This is a genomic window from Duganella aquatilis (assembly GCF_009674565.1).
Lineage (GTDB): Bacteria > Pseudomonadota > Gammaproteobacteria > Burkholderiales > Burkholderiaceae_D > Rugamonas > Rugamonas aquatilis.
The window spans coordinates 51519-69087 of the sequence record NZ_WKJL01000028.1 but is presented as its reverse complement, the minus strand read 5'-3'; the positions used below and the strand labels follow the sequence as shown (position 1 = coordinate 69087).

The 17569-nt window shown below is 61.8% G+C and carries 19 protein-coding genes and 1 pseudogene; 13 read left to right on the top strand and 7 right to left on the bottom strand.

The window, feature by feature from the left end:
• Nucleotides 1–80: 80 nt before the first annotated feature.
• From GJ698_RS26115 to GJ698_RS26095, 5 genes are all read right to left on the bottom strand, one after another.
• On the bottom strand, nt 81–542 hold the full coding sequence (locus GJ698_RS26115; protein ID WP_154360790.1) for a DUF6328 family protein: 462 nt from the start codon (nt 540–542) through the stop codon (nt 81–83).
• Nucleotides 539–1513, bottom strand: coding sequence for a quinone oxidoreductase family protein (locus GJ698_RS26110; protein WP_154360789.1), 975 nt, complete (start codon nt 1511–1513; stop codon nt 539–541). The genes GJ698_RS26115 and GJ698_RS26110 overlap by 4 nt, the downstream gene beginning before the upstream one ends.
• A gap of 4 nt (nt 1514–1517) precedes the next feature.
• Nucleotides 1518–1907: a methylglyoxal synthase gene (locus GJ698_RS26105; protein ID WP_154360788.1), complete on the bottom strand. Its 390-nt coding sequence runs from the start codon at nt 1905–1907 to the stop codon at nt 1518–1520.
• A gap of 21 nt (nt 1908–1928) precedes the next feature.
• Entirely contained in the window at nt 1929–2834 is a 906-nt protein-coding gene (locus tag GJ698_RS26100; RefSeq protein WP_154360787.1) for a DMT family transporter, read from the bottom strand.
• Between the two features lie 110 nt (nt 2835–2944).
• Complete coding sequence (locus GJ698_RS26095) at nt 2945–5458, bottom strand: alkaline phosphatase D family protein (RefSeq protein ID WP_154360786.1); 2514 nt, start codon at nt 5456–5458, stop codon at nt 2945–2947.
• 202 nt (nt 5459–5660) lie between these two features.
• On the opposite strand from GJ698_RS26095, the gene GJ698_RS26090 reads away from it, so the two are divergent.
• From GJ698_RS26090 to rng, 9 genes are read left to right on the top strand one after another with little or no spacing between them, the layout of a single operon-like run.
• Nucleotides 5661–6386 carry a YebC/PmpR family DNA-binding transcriptional regulator gene (locus GJ698_RS26090; protein ID WP_154360785.1) on the top strand — a complete coding sequence of 242 codons (726 nt, stop codon included), beginning with the start codon at nt 5661–5663 and terminating at the stop codon, nt 6384–6386.
• A 17-nt stretch (nt 6387–6403) separates the two neighbouring features.
• The gene (gene purD, locus GJ698_RS26085) at nt 6404–7672 is read left to right on the top strand and encodes a phosphoribosylamine--glycine ligase (RefSeq protein ID WP_154360784.1); all 1269 of its coding nucleotides are present in this window, start codon (nt 6404–6406) and stop codon (nt 7670–7672) included.
• A gap of 1 nt (nt 7673) precedes the next feature.
• Nucleotides 7674–8600, top strand: coding sequence for an oxygen-dependent coproporphyrinogen oxidase (hemF, locus tag GJ698_RS26080; RefSeq protein WP_154360783.1), 927 nt, complete (start codon nt 7674–7676; stop codon nt 8598–8600).
• A 2-nt stretch (nt 8601–8602) separates the two neighbouring features.
• On the top strand, nt 8603–9262 hold the full coding sequence (locus tag GJ698_RS26075) for a nicotinate-nucleotide adenylyltransferase (protein ID WP_154360795.1): 660 nt from the start codon (nt 8603–8605) through the stop codon (nt 9260–9262).
• Nucleotides 9262–9945, top strand: coding sequence for a ribosome silencing factor (gene rsfS / locus GJ698_RS26070; protein ID WP_154360782.1), 684 nt, complete (start codon nt 9262–9264; stop codon nt 9943–9945). Before GJ698_RS26075 ends, rsfS begins: the two co-directional genes overlap by 1 nt.
• 6 nt (nt 9946–9951) lie before the next feature.
• Entirely contained in the window at nt 9952–10422 is a 471-nt protein-coding gene (rlmH, locus tag GJ698_RS26065; protein WP_072789839.1) for a 23S rRNA (pseudouridine(1915)-N(3))-methyltransferase RlmH, read from the top strand.
• A 10-nt stretch (nt 10423–10432) separates the two neighbouring features.
• The gene (locus tag GJ698_RS26060; RefSeq protein ID WP_154360781.1) at nt 10433–11053 is read left to right on the top strand and encodes a Maf family protein; all 621 of its coding nucleotides are present in this window, start codon (nt 10433–10435) and stop codon (nt 11051–11053) included.
• A 36-nt stretch (nt 11054–11089) separates the two neighbouring features.
• Nucleotides 11090–12085 (top strand): ABC transporter substrate-binding protein, encoded by a 996-nt coding sequence (locus GJ698_RS26055; RefSeq protein WP_166454950.1) that lies wholly within the window; start codon nt 11090–11092, stop codon nt 12083–12085.
• A gap of 38 nt (nt 12086–12123) precedes the next feature.
• Nucleotides 12124–13590 carry a ribonuclease G gene (rng, locus tag GJ698_RS26050; protein WP_154360779.1) on the top strand — a complete coding sequence of 489 codons (1467 nt, stop codon included), beginning with the start codon at nt 12124–12126 and terminating at the stop codon, nt 13588–13590.
• A 118-nt stretch (nt 13591–13708) separates the two neighbouring features.
• Here rng and GJ698_RS26045 read toward each other — a convergent pair whose 3' ends face one another.
• Together GJ698_RS26045 and GJ698_RS31470 are read right to left on the bottom strand one after the other, a co-directional pair.
• On the bottom strand, nt 13709–14254 hold the full coding sequence (locus GJ698_RS26045; protein WP_154360778.1) for a hypothetical protein: 546 nt from the start codon (nt 14252–14254) through the stop codon (nt 13709–13711).
• A 51-nt stretch (nt 14255–14305) separates the two neighbouring features.
• Nucleotides 14306–14464 (bottom strand): annotated as a pseudogene (locus GJ698_RS31470) (transcriptional regulator domain-containing protein); the annotation flags it as partial.
• Nucleotides 14465–14673: 209 nt separating this feature from the next.
• Here GJ698_RS31470 and GJ698_RS26040 point away from each other — a divergent pair.
• The 4 genes from GJ698_RS26040 to GJ698_RS31465 all read left to right on the top strand — a co-directional run bounded on the left by GJ698_RS26040 (nt 14674) and on the right by GJ698_RS31465 (nt 17544).
• Complete coding sequence (locus tag GJ698_RS26040) at nt 14674–15048, top strand: helix-turn-helix transcriptional regulator (protein WP_154360777.1); 375 nt, start codon at nt 14674–14676, stop codon at nt 15046–15048.
• A gap of 46 nt (nt 15049–15094) precedes the next feature.
• A complete protein-coding gene (locus tag GJ698_RS26035; RefSeq protein WP_154360776.1) occupies nt 15095–15400 on the top strand; it encodes a hypothetical protein in 306 nt (101 codons plus the stop codon).
• A 489-nt stretch (nt 15401–15889) separates the two neighbouring features.
• Entirely contained in the window at nt 15890–17143 is a 1254-nt protein-coding gene (locus GJ698_RS26030; protein ID WP_154360775.1) for a hypothetical protein, read from the top strand.
• Between the two features lie 113 nt (nt 17144–17256).
• Nucleotides 17257–17544 carry an AbrB/MazE/SpoVT family DNA-binding domain-containing protein gene (locus GJ698_RS31465; RefSeq protein WP_371865439.1) on the top strand — a complete coding sequence of 96 codons (288 nt, stop codon included), beginning with the start codon at nt 17257–17259 and terminating at the stop codon, nt 17542–17544.
• The last annotated feature ends 25 nt before the right edge of the window (nt 17545–17569 follow it).

Below are 17569 nucleotides of genomic sequence, written 5' to 3'. Positions count from 1 at the left end.
AGTTCTGCCAATCGCACACGAGCCCTGCCGTAGCAGCCGCTACGGCAGGGCTCGTGTGCGATTGGCAGAACTGACCCCGGTTAGACTTTGCGCTTGAGGTACATCGGCAGCAGCCACCAGGCGCAGAGTATCAACAGGGCCATCACGGCTGACATGATCAGCCCGACGGTGGCGCCGAACACTTCCGAAATCACCAGATTGGTGCCCAGCACCAGGGCGATCGCCAGCGCAAATGCGCCGGCGACGATCTGGCGCGTCGCCACGCGCTTGAAACGGACGCGGTCTTTCAGCGGCCGCATCAGGCGATGCTGGATCGCCGGCGCACTCAGCAACACCAGGCTGGTCAGCGACAGGAAGAAGGTCGCCAGGAACAGCAGCTTTTCCAGGTGGACGATCTGCGCGAAGCCGGCATTGAACGGCAAGATGATCAGGAACGCCGACAGCATCTGCGCTCCCGGCAGCAGGATGCGCATTTCGCTCAGCATGTCGGAAAAGTCGCCGTCGTCGCGTTCCTCGGCGTCGTAATCCCGCTCTTCGTTCATGGAATCAGGATGGTCGAGCCTGTGGTTTTGCGGGCTTCCAGGTCGCGGTGCGCCTGCTGCACGTCGGCCAGGGCGTAGCGCTGGCGGATGTCGATCTTCACTTCACCGCTGCTGACCACGCCGAACAGCGACTTGGCCATCGCTTCCAGATCCTCGCGCTTGGCGGTATAGGTCATCAGCGTCGGCCGCGTGACGAACAGCGAGCCGCGGCTGGCCAGTTCGCTCAGGCCGAACGGCGTTACCGGGCCGGAGGCGTTGCCGAAGCTGACCATGGTGCCCAGCGGCTGCAGGCAGTCCAGCGAGCCGATGAAGGTGTCCTTGCCGATCGAGTCGTAGACGGCGGAGACGCCCTTGCCGTCGGTCAGCTCCTTGACGCGCTCGGTGAAGTTTTCCTGGTTGTAGTTGATGACGTGGGTGGCGCCGTTCTCGATCGCCAGCGCCGCCTTCTCTTCCGAGCCGACCGTGCCGATCAGGTTCACGCCCATCACGCGCGCCCACTGGCAGGCGATCAGGCCGACGCCGCCGGCTGCCGCGTGGAACAGGATGGTGTCGCCGGCCTTCAGCGGCACGGTGCGGTGGAACAGGTATTGCACCGTCAGGCCTTGCAGCATCATGGCGGCGGCGGTGTCGAATTCGATCTGCTTGGGCAGCACCAGCAGTTGCGCCGCCGGGATGTTGCGCGCCTCGGAATACGAACCAAGCGGACGGCCGCCGTAGGCCACGCGATCACCCACTTTCAGGTCGGTGACGCCCTCGCCCAGCTCCTCGACCACGCCGGCGCCCTCGACGCCCAGCGCGCCCGGCATCGGCTGCGGATACAGGCCGGTGCGGTGGTAGACGTCGATGTAATTCAGGCCGATGGCTTCATGGCGCAACCGCACTTCGCCCGGACCGGGCGGCGGCAGGTCGACCTCCACCAGTTCCATCACTTCGGGACCGCCTACGCGGTTCATGCGGATTGCCTTGACCATGGTGTTACTCCTTATTGGCTGCGCGTTGCTGAAGCAGAGACAGTACCAGATGTGCCGACGCCAGGTTGGTCGCGCACGGCGTATTGTGCACGTCGCAGGCGCGCACCAGGGCGTTGATGTCCGGCTCGTGCGGCTGCGGCGTCATCGGGTCGCGCAGGAAAATCACGCAATCGATCATGCCCTCGACCAGCAGCGAGCCGATCTGCAAGTCGCCGCCGAACGGGCCGGAGTGCTTGCGGTCGACTTCCAGGCCCACCTCGGCGATCAGGCGGCCGCCGGTGGTGCCGGTGGCGGTCAGCGCGCAGGTCGCGAGGAAAGCCTTGTACTCAGTGGCCAGGGCGATCATGTCGTCTTTTTTCTTGTCGTGCGCAATCAGGGCAATGCGGAATTTCATCAAGTCTCCCATACTTCGATCCTATTTTTTGGACAGCAGATAAATCCCGGCCAGCACCAGGGCGGTGCCGCCCAGCTGCCAGGAGGTCACGGGCTCGCCAAGCAGCAGCGCGCCCAGAAACAGCGTTGAAACCGGTCCGATCATACCAGCCTGCGAGGCGACGCCGGCGCCGATGCGCTCGACCGCCACCATCGTCATCAGCACCGGCGCCACCGTGCACAGCAGGCCGTTGACCAGCGACAGGCCATACACCGGCAGCGGCTGCACCAGCATCGACACGGGCCGCAGCAGGAAGAACTGGCCGATGCAGGCGGCGCTGGAGACGCACATAGCGTACGACACCAGCCGCAGCGTGCCGAGACGCTTGACCATTTCGCCGGACAGCAGCAGGTAGATCGCATAGGCGGCGGCCGAGCCGGTCACCAGCGTGGCGCCGAGGGCGACGTTGCCGCCGCCCTGCAAATCGTGCAGGAAGACGAAGACGATGCCGCAGTAGGAGGTCAGCAGCGCCAGCCACTGCTTGCGGCTGATGTGCTGCTTGAGCACGGTGGAGCTGATCAGCAGGACGAAGGTGGGCGTGAGGAACAGGATCAGGCGTTCGAGGCCGACGGTGATGTATTGCAGGCCGAGGAAGTCGAGGAAGCTGGACAGGTAGTAGCCGACCAGGCCCATGCCGATCAGGCGCAGGCGGTCGGCGTTGGAGAGTGGCGGCTGGGTGCGCATCTTCCACAGGGCGATGGCGGCGAATACCGGCAGCGAGAACAGCATGCGGAAAGCGATCAACGTGACCGCGTCGATATGATAGCGGTACAGCAGCTTGGCGACGATGGCCTTGGTGGAAAACAGAACCGCGCCGCCCACGGCGATCCCCAACCCGCCCAGGTAGGCGGCCCGCGCCGGAGCGCTGTGTGTGATGCTTTTGTCCATACTCAGGATTGTACGGGCAAATGGCAACGGCCGCTGACCGCGGCCCCTCCGCCGGGGTCAGCCCCCATGGACGCGCTGCTGGCAGGCCAGCGGCGCGTGCTGGGTAAAAGTCAGCTGATGGCCACGGAAGGCGAACCCGCTGTCACCGTCGCCGTCGTCGTCCGCGCAACAAGGGTTGCGGGGGCAACGACGCCAACCAGCTTGTTCACCTGCTTGAACTGCGCCGTCATCTTCCCTGGGGTGAGTGTCACCAGCGTATAACCCTGCGCATCCGTATTCAAATACTTGAGCCACGGGTTATTCCCCAACGCCGACAACTGCTGCGCCAACGTCAGCAGACTGGTATTGAAGTCGGCATTCGCCTGCAAGCCGGCCAGCACGGCGGCAGTCGTCGCCTCCAGCTGCGCTTCGGGCACACCCTTCGCCGCCAGCGCCCCGCGCAGCTGCACGCGCGTCTGCTCGGCCAGCGACGCCACCGTCGGCGCGGCCTTGCCCATCGTGTAATCCAGCAGGTTGAAGCTCAGATTCACCGTCCCGAGACCCGTCACCGGAACCGCCAGCGGATACGACACCAGCGTGCCAATGTCGCCCAGCGTCGATGCCGCGTCGCGCAGGTAGCTGAAGAAGGAATCCGAGCTGACACCCGCCGACACCAGATCCACCATCACCGGCGTGCCGCCGCCCGTGGCGTCGAAATCGTCATTGACCGTTCCGGCGAAGAAGGAGTGAATATCGCCGGTCATCGCCACCACGTTGCCGACATTGTTGCTCTTGAGGTGCGCCATCAGCGCCTTGCGCTCGCTGTTATAGCCATCCCACTGGTCGCAGTTGAGCAGGAAGCGCGTAAAGAACGACGCCAGCGCATCCTTCTTGCCAGACGCCGTCACAAACACCGAATCCGCTTTCCTGGCTTGCACGTCCGGCTTGATGTAGCCAAAGGCGATGGTCTGCCCCGCCACCGCCGCCAACGCTGCGCCAGTCGCGCCGGCGCTGGCGGCCGCACTCACCTTGGCCAGCGTCGCCACGGCAATCGCCGCCTGCGCCGCCGTCAAGCCGGCCGAAACGCCTGCGGCAGCCTGCGCATCAGCGCTGCCGCCAGCCGCTGCCGATGCCGCAATCGCGCCAGCGCCAGCCTGCGCCGCCGACGACGACGCACCCGCCGTCACCGCCGCCACAATCACGCCGGCCACGGCAAAGTTGCCACCGACCGCCGCTGCCGTCGTGCCGACCGAGGTCGCCACGGTGGATACCGCGCTCAAGGCCAGCAGCGTCGCAATCGCATCCACGCCGTTCATGCCCATGCGCAGCAGCGATACTTCATTGCCCCACAATTTCCAGGTCGAGGTGGCGGCCTTCATCTTGTCCATCCACCACTGGCGTTGCGTGTTGCCGAGGATCGTGGCGGTGCTCAGCGGGTCGAGGCCGATGGTGGCGGCGCCGGCCATCTTCTGCGCTTCCACGCTGTTGAACAGATCCTGCGGCACCAGGTAGCGCGAGCCGATACGCCCCAGCGGCTTGCCGGTGGCCGGATTGATCGACGATTCTGGAATCACGTGGTCCGAGCGGTACAGGCGCTGGTCGGTCATCACCAGCTGCATCAGCTTGCCGAACTGGAAGTCGCGGTAGATCTTGATGTTCTGGAAGGTCGTGTTGGCGGCGTCCAGCGTCACGTCGGCCGGCATGTATTCGAACCACGCCTGATTGGCGTTGCGGCGGCGCGAGGTCTGGTGCAGGTCCGAGCCGTCGGCGTTGAACGAGCCGTCGTAGGTCTGCGCATCCTGCCAGGCATCGTCGGTGAATTCGTGGTCGTCCCAGATGGCGATGAAGGCGAAGCGCTCGTGCAGCGCCTGCAGGCGCGTGTCGGTGCGGTACTTCTTGTACAGGTAGCGGTAGTCGGCCAGCGAGTTGGCGTACCTGGCGCCCGAGCTGCCGTTTTTGTACACGCCGTCCGGCAGCGTCAGCGCATCGTGGCGGCTTTCGACGGCGCCCAGCTGGAAGTCCTCGCCCACGGTTTCGTAAATGTAGTCGCCCAGGTGGACGATGAAGTCCAGGTTCTCGCCGGCGATCGCCGTCATCGCGCCCCAGTGGTTAACGCTCCAGTCCTGGCAGGTCATGTAGGCGAACTGCAGCTGCGCCACGTCGGCGTCGGCGGCCGGCGCGGTCTTGAAGCGGCCGACGTTGGAGCGGTTGTCGCCGGCCACGAACTGGTAGTAGTACACGGTGCCGGCCGACAGCCCGGTCAGCTTGTGGCGCACGGTGTTGTCGTATTGCGCTTGCAGCGGCAGGCGCACGTCGGCCACGGTGGCGCCACTGAGCGCGGTGCTGCCGCCCAGCGCGCCGCTGTTGTCGGCCGCCGTGACGATCAGGCGGATGGCGCTGTCGGCGCCGGCCGGTGCGGCAGCCACGGCGTCGGCCGATGCCGGCACGGCGCGCGTCCACAGCAGGATGCTGTCGGCGCGCGGGTCGCCGGAGGCCACGCTTTGCGGGAATTTCCAGGCGCCGCTGGCCAGCGCCAGCTCGCTGCCGGGCGCCGCGTCGCTGCCGCCGCAGGCGCTCAGGCCCGCGCCGGAGGCCACCGAAACCGTGATAAAGCTGCCGAATTTAATAAACTGCCGTCTGTCCATATCGTCTCCGCGCCTGCAATAGTGTCGAAATGGTCAACACTAGCAGCGGCATGTGACAGCTTCCCTACAAAAAGTGGAGGACGGCCTCTAGCCACGGTCCGGGGCGGCGCCGGCGGTTTCTGGCGGGCCGCTTATGCTAGAATACCGCCCTCACCGCACACCAATGACTACCTAACGAATTAGCGCCGAAGGAAGATCGAACATGGCTGGACACAGCAAATGGGCCAACATCAAGCACAAAAAGGCAGCAACTGACGCGAAACGCGGCAAGATCTGGACTCGCCTGATCAAGGAAATCACCGTTGCTGCACGCATGGGCGGCGGCGACATCACGTCGAACCCGCGCCTGCGCCTGGCCATCGACAAGGCGGCCGACGCCAATATGCCGAAGGATAACGTGCAGCGCGCCATCACGCGCGGCACCGGCGGCGAGGACGGCGCGTCGTACGAAGAGGTCCGCTACGAAGGCTACGGCGTCGGCGGCGCGGCTATCATCGTCGACTGCATGACCGACAACCGCGTCCGCACCGTGGCCGAAGTCCGCAACGCCTTCAACAAGAATGGCGGTAACATGGGCAATGAAGGCTCGGTGGCCTTCATGTTCAAGCACTGCGGCCAGTTCCTGTTCGCGCCGGGCACCAGTGAAGACGCGCTGATGGAAGCGGCGCTGGAAGCCGGCGCCGAAGACGTGGTCACCGACGAAGAAGGCGGCATCGAGGTGCTGTGCGGCCCGCACGACTTCGCCGCCGTCAAGGATGCGCTGGAAGCCAAGGGCTTCAAGGCCGAAGTGGCCGAGATCATCATGAAGCCGGACGTCGAAATCGCTGTCACCGGCGACAACGCGATCAAGATGCAGAAACTGCTGGACGCGCTGGAAGCGCTGGACGATGTGCAGGAAGTGTATTCCAACACGTTAATCGAAGACTGAGCGAAGACTGAGGAATTATGAAAATATTGGTAGTCGGCTCCGGCGGCCGTGAACATGCGCTGGCCTGGAAACTGGCGCAATCCGAGCGCATCCAGATGGTGTATGTGGCCCCAGGCAACGGCGGCACGGCGCGCGACGCGCGTCTGGTCAACGTCAACATCACCGACCTGCACGAACTGGCGAACTTCGTTGAAAGCGAAGGCATCAGCCTGACCGTGGTGGGTCCGGAGACTCCGCTGGCCGGCGGCATCGTCAACCTGTTCCGCGCCCGCGGCCTGAAAGTATTCGGCCCGACCAAGGAAGCGGCGCAGCTGGAGTCGTCGAAAGACTTCGCCAAGGCGTTCATGCACCGTCACGGCATCCCGACCGCCAAATACCAGACTTTCTCGGACGTGGCGCAAGCCCACGCCTACATCGACGCCAACGGCGCGCCGATCGTCATCAAGGCCGACGGCCTGGCCGCCGGCAAGGGCGTGGTGGTGGCGCTGTCGCTGGACGAAGCGCACCGCGCGGTGGACGACATGCTGGCCGATAACCGCTTCGGCGACGCTGGCGCCCGCATCGTCATCGAAGAATTCCTGGCCGGCGAAGAAGCCAGCTTCATCGTCATGTGCGACAGCAAGAACATCCTGCCGCTGGCCACCAGCCAGGACCACAAGCGCCTGAAGGACAACGACGAAGGCCCGAACACCGGCGGCATGGGCGCCTACTCGCCGGCGCCGATCGTGACGCCGGCCATGCACGCCCGCGTGATGCGCGAGATCATCAACCCGACCATCGCCGGCATGGCCAAGGACGGCATCGTCTTCACCGGCTTCCTGTACGCCGGCCTGATGATCGACGCCGCCGGTAATCCGCGCACGCTGGAATTCAACTGCCGCATGGGCGATCCGGAAACGCAACCGATCATGTCGCGCCTGAAGACCGACCTGGTGGCGGTGATGGAACACGCCGTCAACGGCACGCTGGACCAGATCGAGCTGGAATGGGACCGCCGCACCGCCGTCGGCGTGGTGCTGGCCGCCGCCGGTTATCCGGACGCGCCGCTGAAAGGCGCCGTGATCGAAGGCATTCCGGCCGAAACGCCGGAAACCGTGACCTTCCACGCCGGCACCGCCGAAGTGGACGGCCAGCTGCAGGTGACCGGCGGCCGCGTGCTGTGCGTGGTCGGCCTGGGCGACAGCGTCAAGCTGGCGCAGAAAACGGCTTACGAAGTGGTCGACCAGATCAGCTTCGAAGGCATGCAGTGCCGCCGCGACATCGGCTGGCGTGGGCTGAAGCACTAAGATGTCGGCCGCGCTGTCTTCTCCTCCGCAGCCCCTGGCAGTCAAAGCCTGGCTGCTCGACCTGCAAAGCCGCATCGTGCAGGCACTGGAAGCCGTCGACGGCAAGGCCTTCCTGCGCGACGAGTGGCAGCGCGCGGAAGGCGGCGGCGGCATTTCGCGCCTGGTGGAAGAAGGCAATGTGATCGAACGCGGCGGCGTGAACTTCTCGCACGTGCTGGGCGCGAAGCTGCCGCCATCGGCGTCGGCGCACCGTCCGGACATCGGCGGCAATCCGTGGGAAGCCATGGGCGTGTCGCTGGTGATCCATCCGCGCAATCCGTATGCGCCGACGGTGCACATGAACGTGCGCTTTTTCAGCACCACCAATGCGGCGGGCGAACCGGTATGGTGGTTCGGCGGCGGCATGGACCTGACGCCGTATTACGGTTTCAAGGAAGACGTCAAACACTTCCACCAGACCTGCCATGACGCCCTCGCCCCGTTCGGCGACGACCTGCATGCCAAATTTAAAAAGTGGTGCGACGAGTATTTCTACCTGAAGCACCGCCAGGAAGCGCGCGGCGTCGGCGGCATCTTCTTCGATGACCACAGCGCGGCGGGCTTCGCGCAAAGCTTCGCCATGACGCAAAGCGTCGGCGACGCTTTCATCAAGGCTTACCTGCCGATCCTGGAACAGCGCAAGGACACGCCGTACGGCGAGCGCGAACGCGACTTCCAGGCCTACCGGCGCGGCCGCTATGTTGAATTCAACCTGGTGTTCGACCGCGGCACGCTGTTCGGCCTGCAATCCGGCGGCCGCACCGAGGCGATCCTGATGTCGATGCCGCCGATCGTCAAATGGCGCTATCGCTGGGAGCCGGAGGACGGCACGCCGGAAGCGGCGCTGTACACCGACTTCCTGCCGCATCGCGACTGGCTCGCTGCGTGACGATGGCCTACCGCGTCGCACTGCTGGGAGGCAGCTACGATCCGGTGCATCTAGGTCACGTCGCGTTGGGCGAATACTTCGCCAACCTGCTGCAAGTCGACCAGTTGCGCGTGATCCCCACCGGCCTGCCGTGGCAGAAAACCTCGCTGAAGGCGTCGGCCCAGCAGCGCGCCGACATGGTGGCGCTGGCGTTTGCCGGCCGCCCGTTCAGCGTGGCGGTGGACATGCAGGAAATCGCGCGCGGCGCCCAGGGTCTGCCGACGTACTCCATCGACACCTTGCGCCAGGTGCGCGCCGAACTGGGGCCGATGGCGTCCATCAGCTTCCTGATGGGCGCCGACCAGCTGCAGCGGCTCGATACCTGGCACGAATGGCAGGCGCTGTTCGACTACGCGCATTTTTGCGTAGCGGCCCGCCCGGGCTATGACATTGCCACCGCCGGCCTGCCGCCGGCAGTGGCGCAGGCGTTCTCCAGCCGAATGGGAACGCCGGAACAAATCCGTAACACGCCGCATGGTCTGACTTATCTGGCACAAGACTTCGCGGTGGATATCTCTGCTACCCAGATACGTGCGGCATTACAACGGGGGGAACCGGCAAACTCGCTTATCCCGCCGCTAGTGCTAGACTATATTGAACAACATCATCTATACAAAAGCTAATGGACATCAAAAAACTGCAAACCCTGGTCGTTGACGCCCTCGAAGACGTCAAGGCCCAAGACATCGTCCTGTTCGACACGACCCACCTCACCAGCCTGTTCGACCGCATCGCCATCGCGTCCGGCACCTCGAACCGTCAAACCAAGGCGCTGGCCGCCTCGGTGCGCGACAAGGTGAAAGCCGCCGGCGGCGACGTCTACGGCATGGAAGGCGAGGACACCGGTGAATGGGTACTGGTCGACCTGGGCGACATCATCGTCCACATCATGCAGGCGCCGATCCGCGCTTACTACCGCCTGGAAGAAATCTGGGGCGACAAGCCGGTGAAACTGGGCGCCGCCAAGCGCAAGAACACCGTCGAAGGCGAAGCCGCCGACGCGCCGAAGAAAGTCAGCAGCCACCTGGCCGCCGGCAAAAAAGCCGTCGACGCCTCGCCAGTGGTCGAGAAAAAGACCGCTGCGCGCAAGCCGGCCGCCGCCAAGGCCACCACCGCGGCCAAGAAGACCGCCGCCGCCAAGCCGGCCGCCGTCCCAGCCGGCAAGAAGATCAAGGTCGGCGCACCAAAAGCCACCGTGGCAGCCGTCAAGGCACTGAAGGCCGCCAAGCCGAAAGTCGCCAAGCCGAAGGCGGAAGAAGCGCCAGCCAAGACCGTCATCAAGCGCATCAAAAAAGCTGCCGAGTAATCCGCCATGCAGCTGATCATCGCTGCGGTCGGCCACAAGATGCCGGCCTGGATCGAAACCGGCTACGCCGAGTATGTCAAGCGCATGCCGCCGGAACTGAAGATCGTGCTGAAGGAAATCAAGCCGGTCGAACGTTCCGGCAGCAAGACCGCCGCCACCGCGATGGCGCTGGAACGCGAGCGCATCGAGGCGGCGCTGCCGAAATCAGTGCGCATCATCGCCCTCGATGAGCGCGGCAAGGACCTGACTTCGGTCGGCCTGTCGCAGCAGCTGGAAGCCTGGCAGCAGGACGGCCGCGACACCGCCTTTTTGATCGGCGGCGCCGACGGCCTCGATCCGGCGCTGAAGGCGCGCGCCGAAGGGCTGATCCGGATCTCCAGCATGACGCTGCCGCATGGTATGGTGCGGGTCATGCTGGCCGAGCAGCTGTACCGCGCCTGGACCATTACGCAGAACCACCCTTATCACCGCGTCTAACAACAACCATATGAAACCGGTCGACAAGAAGATCTACCTTGCCTCGAAAAGCCCGCGCCGGCGCGAACTGCTGCGCCAGGTCGGCATCGACTTCGAACTTCTGCTGCTGCGCAACGACGGTCCGCGCGGCGCCGACGTGACCGAGGAAGTGCTGCCCGGCGAAGCGCCGCTCGACTACGTGGCGCGCGTGGCCAAGGAAAAAGCCGTGTTCGCGGCGGATCTCGTGGTGCGCCGCCGCATGGCGCCGCGCCCGGTGCTGTCGGCCGACACCACCGTCACCATCGACGGCGCCATCCTCGGCAAGCCGGCCACGCCGGCCGAAGCCATCGCCATGCTGCAGCAGCTGTCCGGCCGCACGCACCAGGTGCTGACCGCCATCGCCGTGGAATCGGCCGGTTTCTCGGCGCAGATCACCCAGGTGTCGGAGGTGCGCTTCGGCACGCTGTCGCCGGCCGCCATCGCCGCCTACTGCGCCACCGCCGAGCCCTACGACAAGGCCGGCGCCTACGGCATCCAGGGCCCGGCGGCAGCCTTCATCGAACATATCGCCGGCAGCCATTCAGGCATCATGGGCCTGCCCATCTACGAAACGGTGCAGCTGCTGCGCCAGGCCGGGTTGCCGCTGCCCTAGACCCATCACTGCGCCGCGGGAGGAGACATGCACCACATGGACCGTCGCACCGCCTGGCGCCTGCTGATCGCGCTGCTGCTGCAGCCGGCCACGCTGCGGGCCGCGCCCGCCCCCACCATCCTGCTGATCGAAAGCTACAACGCCGACTTCGAATGGGACGCCGGCTACCGCGCCGCATTGCAGGCGCGGCTGGAGCCGGCCTGCCAGCTGGTCAGCTTTGAACTCGACACCAAGCGCCTGCCGCCCGAACGGCATGCGGCGATGGCCGACCAGGCCTGGGCGCTGTACCTGAAACTTAAACCGGCGCTGGTGATCCTCGGCGACGACGCCGCCCTCAGCCTGCTGGCGGCGCGGCTGGCGGCCACCGCCACGCCGGTGGTCTACCTCGGCATCAACAACAATCCGCGCGTCTACTTCGATCCCGGCAAGGTGCGCAACATCACCGGCGTGCTGGAACGGCCGCTGGCCAAGCGCAACGTGGCGCTGCTGCGCAAGATCCTGCCGGCGGCGCGGCGGGTGCTGTTCCTGTTCGACACCAGCATGACCTCGACCGTGATCTACCACGAGATCTTCCAGCAGACGCCGCGCCAGCAGATCGAGGGGCTGGAAGTGGACGTCAAGCTGATCGACGGCTGGCGCGCGTGGCAGGACGAGATCCTGGCCGCGCGCGGCAACGGCTACGACGCCATCCATCTCGGCAGCTACCAGGCGGTGCACGACGACGGCAGCGCGCCGCCCTCGGCCGCCAACATGTTGCGCTGGAGCTCGGCGCACGCCCAGGTGCCGCTGTTCGGCCTGTGGGACTTCTTCGTCGGCGCCGACAAGGCGGTGGGCGGGCTGGTGCTCGAAGGCCGCGAACAGGGCATGGCGGCGGCCGACATCGCGCTGCGCATCCTCGCCGGCGCCAGGCCGGGCAGCATCTATCCGGTGACCGCGCAGCGCGGCCGCTTCGTCTTCAGCCGCGCGCAGCTGGCGCGTCACCACATCACGCTGCCGCCGGAGATCGCTTACCAGAGCCGTCTGGTTGACTGAGGTTTGCCGCCCCGCATGGGCGCGTGTATGATCAGTGCATGAACGAAGACATCCTGATCAACATCACTCCGCAGGAAACCCGCGTCGCCCTCATCATGCAGGGCGCCGTGCAGGAACTCCACATCGAACGCACCCTCACGCGCGGCCTGGCCGGCAACGTCTACTCCGGCAAGGTGGTGCGCGTGCTGCCAGGCATGCAGTCGGCCTTCATCGACATCGGCCTGGAACGCGCGGCTTTCCTGCACGTGGCGGACATCTGGGAAGCCCGTCCGCACGACGGCAGCAGCAACGCCACGCCGACGCCGATCGAAAAGCTGCTGTTCGACGGCCAGGTGCTGACGGTGCAGGTGATCAAGGATCCGATCGGCACCAAGGGCGCGCGCCTGTCGACGCAGATCTCGATCGCCGGCCGCATGCTGGTCTACCTGCCGCAGGATGCGCACATCGGCATCTCGCAGAAAATCGAAAAGGAGTCGGAGCGCGAAGCCCTGCGCACGCGTTTGCAAAGCCTGCTGCCGGCCGATGAAAAAGGCGGCTACATCGTGCGCACGCAGGCCGAGGATGCATCGGATTCCGACATCGCCGCCGACGTCGAATACCTGCGCAAGACCTGGGCCGCCATCACCCACGGCGCCCGCACCAAGCCGGCCACCACGCTGCTGCACCAGGACTTGAGCCTGGCCCAGCGCGTGCTGCGCGACTTCGTGCACGACGAGACGGCCACCATCCAGGTCGACTCGCGCGAGAACTATCTGAACCTGCAGGAATTCGGCCAGGCCTACACGCCGGGCGTGCTGCCGCGCCTGCACCACTACACCGGCGAACGGCCGCTGTTCGACCTGTACGGCGTGGAGGAAGAGATCCTGCGCGCGCTGGGCCGGCGCGTGGACCTGAAGTCCGGCGGCTACCTGATCGTCGACCAGACCGAGGCGATGACCACCATCGACGTCAACACCGGCGGCTTTGTCGGCGGCCGCAATTTCGCCGATACCATCTTCAAGACCAACCTGGAAGCGGCGCACGCCATCGCACGCCAGCTGCGGCTGCGCAACCTGGGCGGCATCATCATCCTCGACTTCATCGACATGGAGAACAGCGAGCACCGCAACGCCGTGCTGGGCGAGTTGAAGAAAGCCCTGTCGCGCGACCGCACCAAGGTGTCGGTCAGCGGCTTCTCGGCGCTGGGGCTGGTGGAAATGACGCGCAAGCGCACGCGCGAATCGCTGGCGCACATCCTGTGCGAACCGTGCCCGGCCTGCAACGGCAAGGGCCAGGTCAAGACCTCGCGCACCATCTGCTACGAAATCCTGCGCGAGTTGCTGCGCGAAGCCAAGCAGTTCAATCCACGCGAATTCCGCATCCTGGCGTCGCAGGAAGTGGTCGACATGTTCCTGGAAGAAGAATCCCAGCACCTGGCGATGCTGGGCGACTTCATCGGCAAGAAGATTTCGCTACAGGTCGAAACCGCCTATCATCAGGAACAGTACGACGTGATTTTAATGTGAGTAAATAACGCTTTTTAATCAAATAGTTACAGCGATAAAATAGCAAATATCGCGCATAGCTACACACTTAGCTACACACGATTTTTGTCCTTCAGAATCCATCGCATGCATGAAATGATCATTTAGACTGCAAGGGCTCTTCCGAAAAATAATCGAGTGGCACCAATTCCAAATAGCCCGACTCCATCAATTGGATAGCCGCACGTTGATCATCTCTAATCTTTCTAACCAACTGCGCTCGCTCGTCTGGTGTTGGGCTATTCCCCTTCAAGTAATAACCTGGATAGAGAACTCGCAGGAGTTCATCGTCGGTGGCCTTTTTCCACATTGCGTCGCACATACGAAGTCTTAGCAAAAGCTTGTTCAAACGCGGCTTTTTAATTTTCGGCCTAGATGAGCCGGGCTTGAGGACAGAGCGTTCAAATTTTTCCAATTCAGTGTAAAGATCCAGTCTCGCATTCGCGAGCATTGATCGAATAGCAGATCGACCTCCCTTTAGCGTTACCCCTAAGTCAAACACTATCGCCACTTGCCCGCGCTCCAAGTTGTAAGTCACAGATCTTCCTGTAGCTGAATGGCAGGCATCAACCCCAACCAGCAACTCTGGATGCCAGCACCTTTCCGCATCATCTCTTGCTGTGTAAGGGGTGTTGTAGTGCTTCATATTCTCTCGTCCGTACTTCTGAGCTTTAGCCTTACTCGTTGGTCCGGGTCTGTGTGAATCGAGCTGATAGAAAGGGTTGCGCCGCAAGAATTGCCACGCCCACTGCCTGTAATTCCAATCACAACAATTTGCGTAGTTATCTGCATTTTCCCAGCCAGGCCGGCTCCCTTGATCCAAGGTCAGCAAATCAGCGTAATCAGATGGTCTCATTCGTTTCCCTCGCGGAGGTTGAAGATACAGATTCTAATCACGACAGAATTTAACATCAATCATTTCTCGTACTCCGACGCTATTTGATCGCCATCATTAAACGTTTTTAGACCATTAGAAGGAATCTATTTTGTCATTCCTGAATTCAGAAACACAGGAGAGAATGCACCTGTCTCTTGACATACACCACGATCTCATAGGAGAAAACTTTGACGCACTTCAATCAACGGCATAGTCCGCCATATAAAAAAGCAGACAACATACCGATCGCTCTACAAGTAACAACACCGGCACCACAGGAACTTCCTCCCAAGTTTCAGGAGTTGATCGATGCAGCTCAAGCCAGCCCCAATCGGAGCCTACTAAAGCTTCCTGAGACGGCAAAAAGAAGTGCAATGGGGGAATCCACAATATGGCGAGACGTCAGCCGTATGACTTTTGTGCCGCCAATCCGCATCTCGATTCGTAGTGTCGCGTGGATTGAGGCGGAAGTCGACGCCCTCCTTGCGGCAAAAGCTTTGATCTCCCGAACCGGGGCCAAAGTGAATCTCGCAGATTTTGTAACGGCCTTGATTGCTGCGTAGAGCAGACACGCCCCCGCCTTCCACACAGACTAACTAGGAGAGACATATGAGTACAGAAGCAAAGAAGATGAAACGTCCAGAACGTCGCCCAGCCATCAATTCCACGGGATTCTCTATACACGAGACGACAACAGCAAGTAGCGACATATTGGCCGATGAGCTGGCCTTCATCAATCACTACATCGCTTCAGGACATGCTCGTGGAAGAGCGCACTCCAAAGCTGTCATCCTTGATGGAAAGCCCGGCTATTTCTTCGTGACGTCCGTTCGCATAGGGTGGAACGAAAGGCGTGAGTGCATCATGTTTTCCACGTTAGTTGATAAAGACATTTTACTAACCGACTTTGACTAGCACGAGATCAGGAATAGCTCGCCATCAAAGCTTACTGACCAAACACTGTTGTAAAAATGAGGAGATCTCTCTTATCTGGATGAGTGAAAATTACAGCTTTAGTATGCAATTTTCAATGAGCGGATAACTTCATTGTTCTCAATTTTCGGTCACGCTACGGTAGCGTAATCCGGCCAATTACGCTACCACACCATCAATATTAAAACACTCGGTACTACGCCATGTAGACTCAAAACCCACGCTCGCAGGCGTGTGGTGGATAGTTCGCCTAGGCAAAGGCGACACATGAATTAAGCCGTTTAGTAATACACACGCTTTTCACATTGACACCACTCGGCCAACCAAAAAGTCATCAAGCAGTTACGTGCCAGCCAAGCTGTAACGTAACAACGAGGTCAAGCTTATACATCGGATAGACGGTATGTTCAACCTGCACGCTAGCGGCTGGTTACGAGTGGACTTCTCTACAGGTTAGACAAGGGTAACAACATGACCGACTCAATCAAGTCTATTCTCAACCTCTCAGCCTTGCCGAAGGCAATGCTTGAACACATTCCAGTGGTTTGCACAGGTCGATTCAAGCCGAAGGCTCCAGGCCCGCTTACCCCGTTCCACTCATGGCAGACCGTTCCCAGTCCGCTCACGCGCAACGGAATGCGATTCAAGGTGGTCACTGACGCCGAGCTCGTGCCGACCGCGCTGATCGGAGATTTCAACATTCCAAATGCGACCGTCGGGCAGAACGCTGAACTTGGGCACAGCTGCTACGCCGCCAATCTGGTGGCGCTGGATTTGTTCAAAACATTCCTCGCTAAACACGGGGTTCCCCGCGATGCTCTGAATCTACTCAGCGTGGAGGACATGCAGGCCAATAGCGCGACAATAACCTACTTAGTGCCGGTGCCCGCAGGGCGCGATGCTCAATCGATTCTCGGTGAGATAGCTCATCGTTTTGAACAGTTCTTCCCCGTAATCAAGCCAAAAAACGACTCGAAGGCCAAGACCAAAAAACCACAGTACGGCGGGTCTACTGTCGGGTCGAAGGGCAGCCGCACCGCATACCTCCGTCAACGTGGGTTCAACATTCGTGCATACTCTTCACCGATTGACACAATCGAAGGTGATCCTAATGATCCGGTGCATCAGTCGCGGATTGCGTTTGTCCGCAACGTCGTTCGGATAGAACTGACCTTGACCGTGGAGAGGCTGCGTAAGCACCAGCTGCAGCCTGCTACCGCATGGGCTACGGCCCATCCTGATGACGTCTACGAAAATCTCTTCAATGAGTATGTGCGCGAGAAAGGGCTTCGGCTGCATGAACGGCTCCGTACTGACAAACCCAAGGAAACAGACCTGGCGAAGCTCAGCGACGTTAACCGTCACATCGTAGAAGGCTACCTTGCTGGCAAAGATCTGGCTGGCTGTGAGTTGTTAAAACGATCATCAAAACTGGCTGTTCAGAAAGCAAAGTCCGCTGCTGCACGGGCAATCTTCAAGCTGCTCAGAATCGACATCAATATCCCGTGGGCAGAGCACAGAAAACTCGGCAATACATGGATGGAAAAAGTCATCGTCTACCCGGGCGACCATCATCCTCCTGCTGAGCGCGTGTCCACATCCTTCTGCCAAGCTAACTTGCCCGCACTTCAGGCCCAATTGCAGATTGAGCTGGAGAGGCAGCTGGCATTACAAAGCGGTGACGGCAACGTAGATCCGGATACTGGAGAGGTTTTAGCAGAGTAGTAGTCATGTCGGGGCGGCCTAGTAGTTTGGTCGCCCCGCTACTGTGTCAATGCGCTTAAGGATTGCTTTACTGGATTTAGCGTTGTTGGCAAGCGCTGTGGAGTCAGCATTACATGTCATCGGTAGCAAGGCTGTGCCAATTTAGCAGTGTACTCAATGTATATACTTTTTCTGAAGGAGGGGCTATGACACGGCTAACGCGTTGGGGGAACTCGGATGGGGGGCTTCGCATTCCCAAGTCCATTTTGGAAGCTGCCGGATTACACGTAGGAGATGAGATAGGCTGCCGTCTCCGAGACGACGGCACGATTGTTCTGACACCTTGCAAGGGCGGCCGGAACATTACATTGGAGACAGCGTCGTACCCGTCAGACACTCAACTACCAGAATTGAAATGGTAATTCATAGCCCACTGTTTGAGTAGCA

What these genes read in the sequence shown, in the direction of transcription:
- rsfS (WP_154360782.1), top strand. Translation starts at nt 9,262, where the DNA reads ATGGACATCAAAAAACTGCAAACCCTGGTCGTTGACGCCCTCGAAGAC.
- rng (WP_154360779.1), top strand. Translation starts at nt 12,124, where the DNA reads ATGAACGAAGACATCCTGATCAACATCACTCCGCAGGAAACCCGCGTC.
- hemF (WP_154360783.1), top strand. Translation starts at nt 7,674, where the DNA reads ATGTCGGCCGCGCTGTCTTCTCCTCCGCAGCCCCTGGCAGTCAAAGCC.
- GJ698_RS26045 (WP_154360778.1), bottom strand. Translation starts at nt 14,254, where the DNA reads ATGAAGCACTACAACACCCCTTACACAGCAAGAGATGATGCGGAAAGG.
- purD (WP_154360784.1), top strand. Translation starts at nt 6,404, where the DNA reads ATGAAAATATTGGTAGTCGGCTCCGGCGGCCGTGAACATGCGCTGGCC.
- GJ698_RS26105 (WP_154360788.1), bottom strand. Translation starts at nt 1,907, where the DNA reads ATGAAATTCCGCATTGCCCTGATTGCGCACGACAAGAAAAAAGACGAC.
- GJ698_RS26075 (WP_154360795.1), top strand. Translation starts at nt 8,603, where the DNA reads ATGGCCTACCGCGTCGCACTGCTGGGAGGCAGCTACGATCCGGTGCAT.
- GJ698_RS26110 (WP_154360789.1), bottom strand. Translation starts at nt 1,513, where the DNA reads ATGGTCAAGGCAATCCGCATGAACCGCGTAGGCGGTCCCGAAGTGATG.
- GJ698_RS26100 (WP_154360787.1), bottom strand. Translation starts at nt 2,834, where the DNA reads ATGGACAAAAGCATCACACACAGCGCTCCGGCGCGGGCCGCCTACCTG.
- GJ698_RS26035 (WP_154360776.1), top strand. Translation starts at nt 15,095, where the DNA reads ATGAGTACAGAAGCAAAGAAGATGAAACGTCCAGAACGTCGCCCAGCC.
- GJ698_RS26060 (WP_154360781.1), top strand. Translation starts at nt 10,433, where the DNA reads ATGAAACCGGTCGACAAGAAGATCTACCTTGCCTCGAAAAGCCCGCGC.
- rlmH (WP_072789839.1), top strand. Translation starts at nt 9,952, where the DNA reads ATGCAGCTGATCATCGCTGCGGTCGGCCACAAGATGCCGGCCTGGATC.
- GJ698_RS26030 (WP_154360775.1), top strand. Translation starts at nt 15,890, where the DNA reads ATGACCGACTCAATCAAGTCTATTCTCAACCTCTCAGCCTTGCCGAAG.
- GJ698_RS26095 (WP_154360786.1), bottom strand. Translation starts at nt 5,458, where the DNA reads ATGGACAGACGGCAGTTTATTAAATTCGGCAGCTTTATCACGGTTTCG.
- GJ698_RS26090 (WP_154360785.1), top strand. Translation starts at nt 5,661, where the DNA reads ATGGCTGGACACAGCAAATGGGCCAACATCAAGCACAAAAAGGCAGCA.
- GJ698_RS26055 (WP_166454950.1), top strand. Translation starts at nt 11,090, where the DNA reads ATGGACCGTCGCACCGCCTGGCGCCTGCTGATCGCGCTGCTGCTGCAG.
- GJ698_RS26115 (WP_154360790.1), bottom strand. Translation starts at nt 542, where the DNA reads ATGAACGAAGAGCGGGATTACGACGCCGAGGAACGCGACGACGGCGAC.
- GJ698_RS31465 (WP_371865439.1), top strand. Translation starts at nt 17,257, where the DNA reads ATGTCATCGGTAGCAAGGCTGTGCCAATTTAGCAGTGTACTCAATGTA.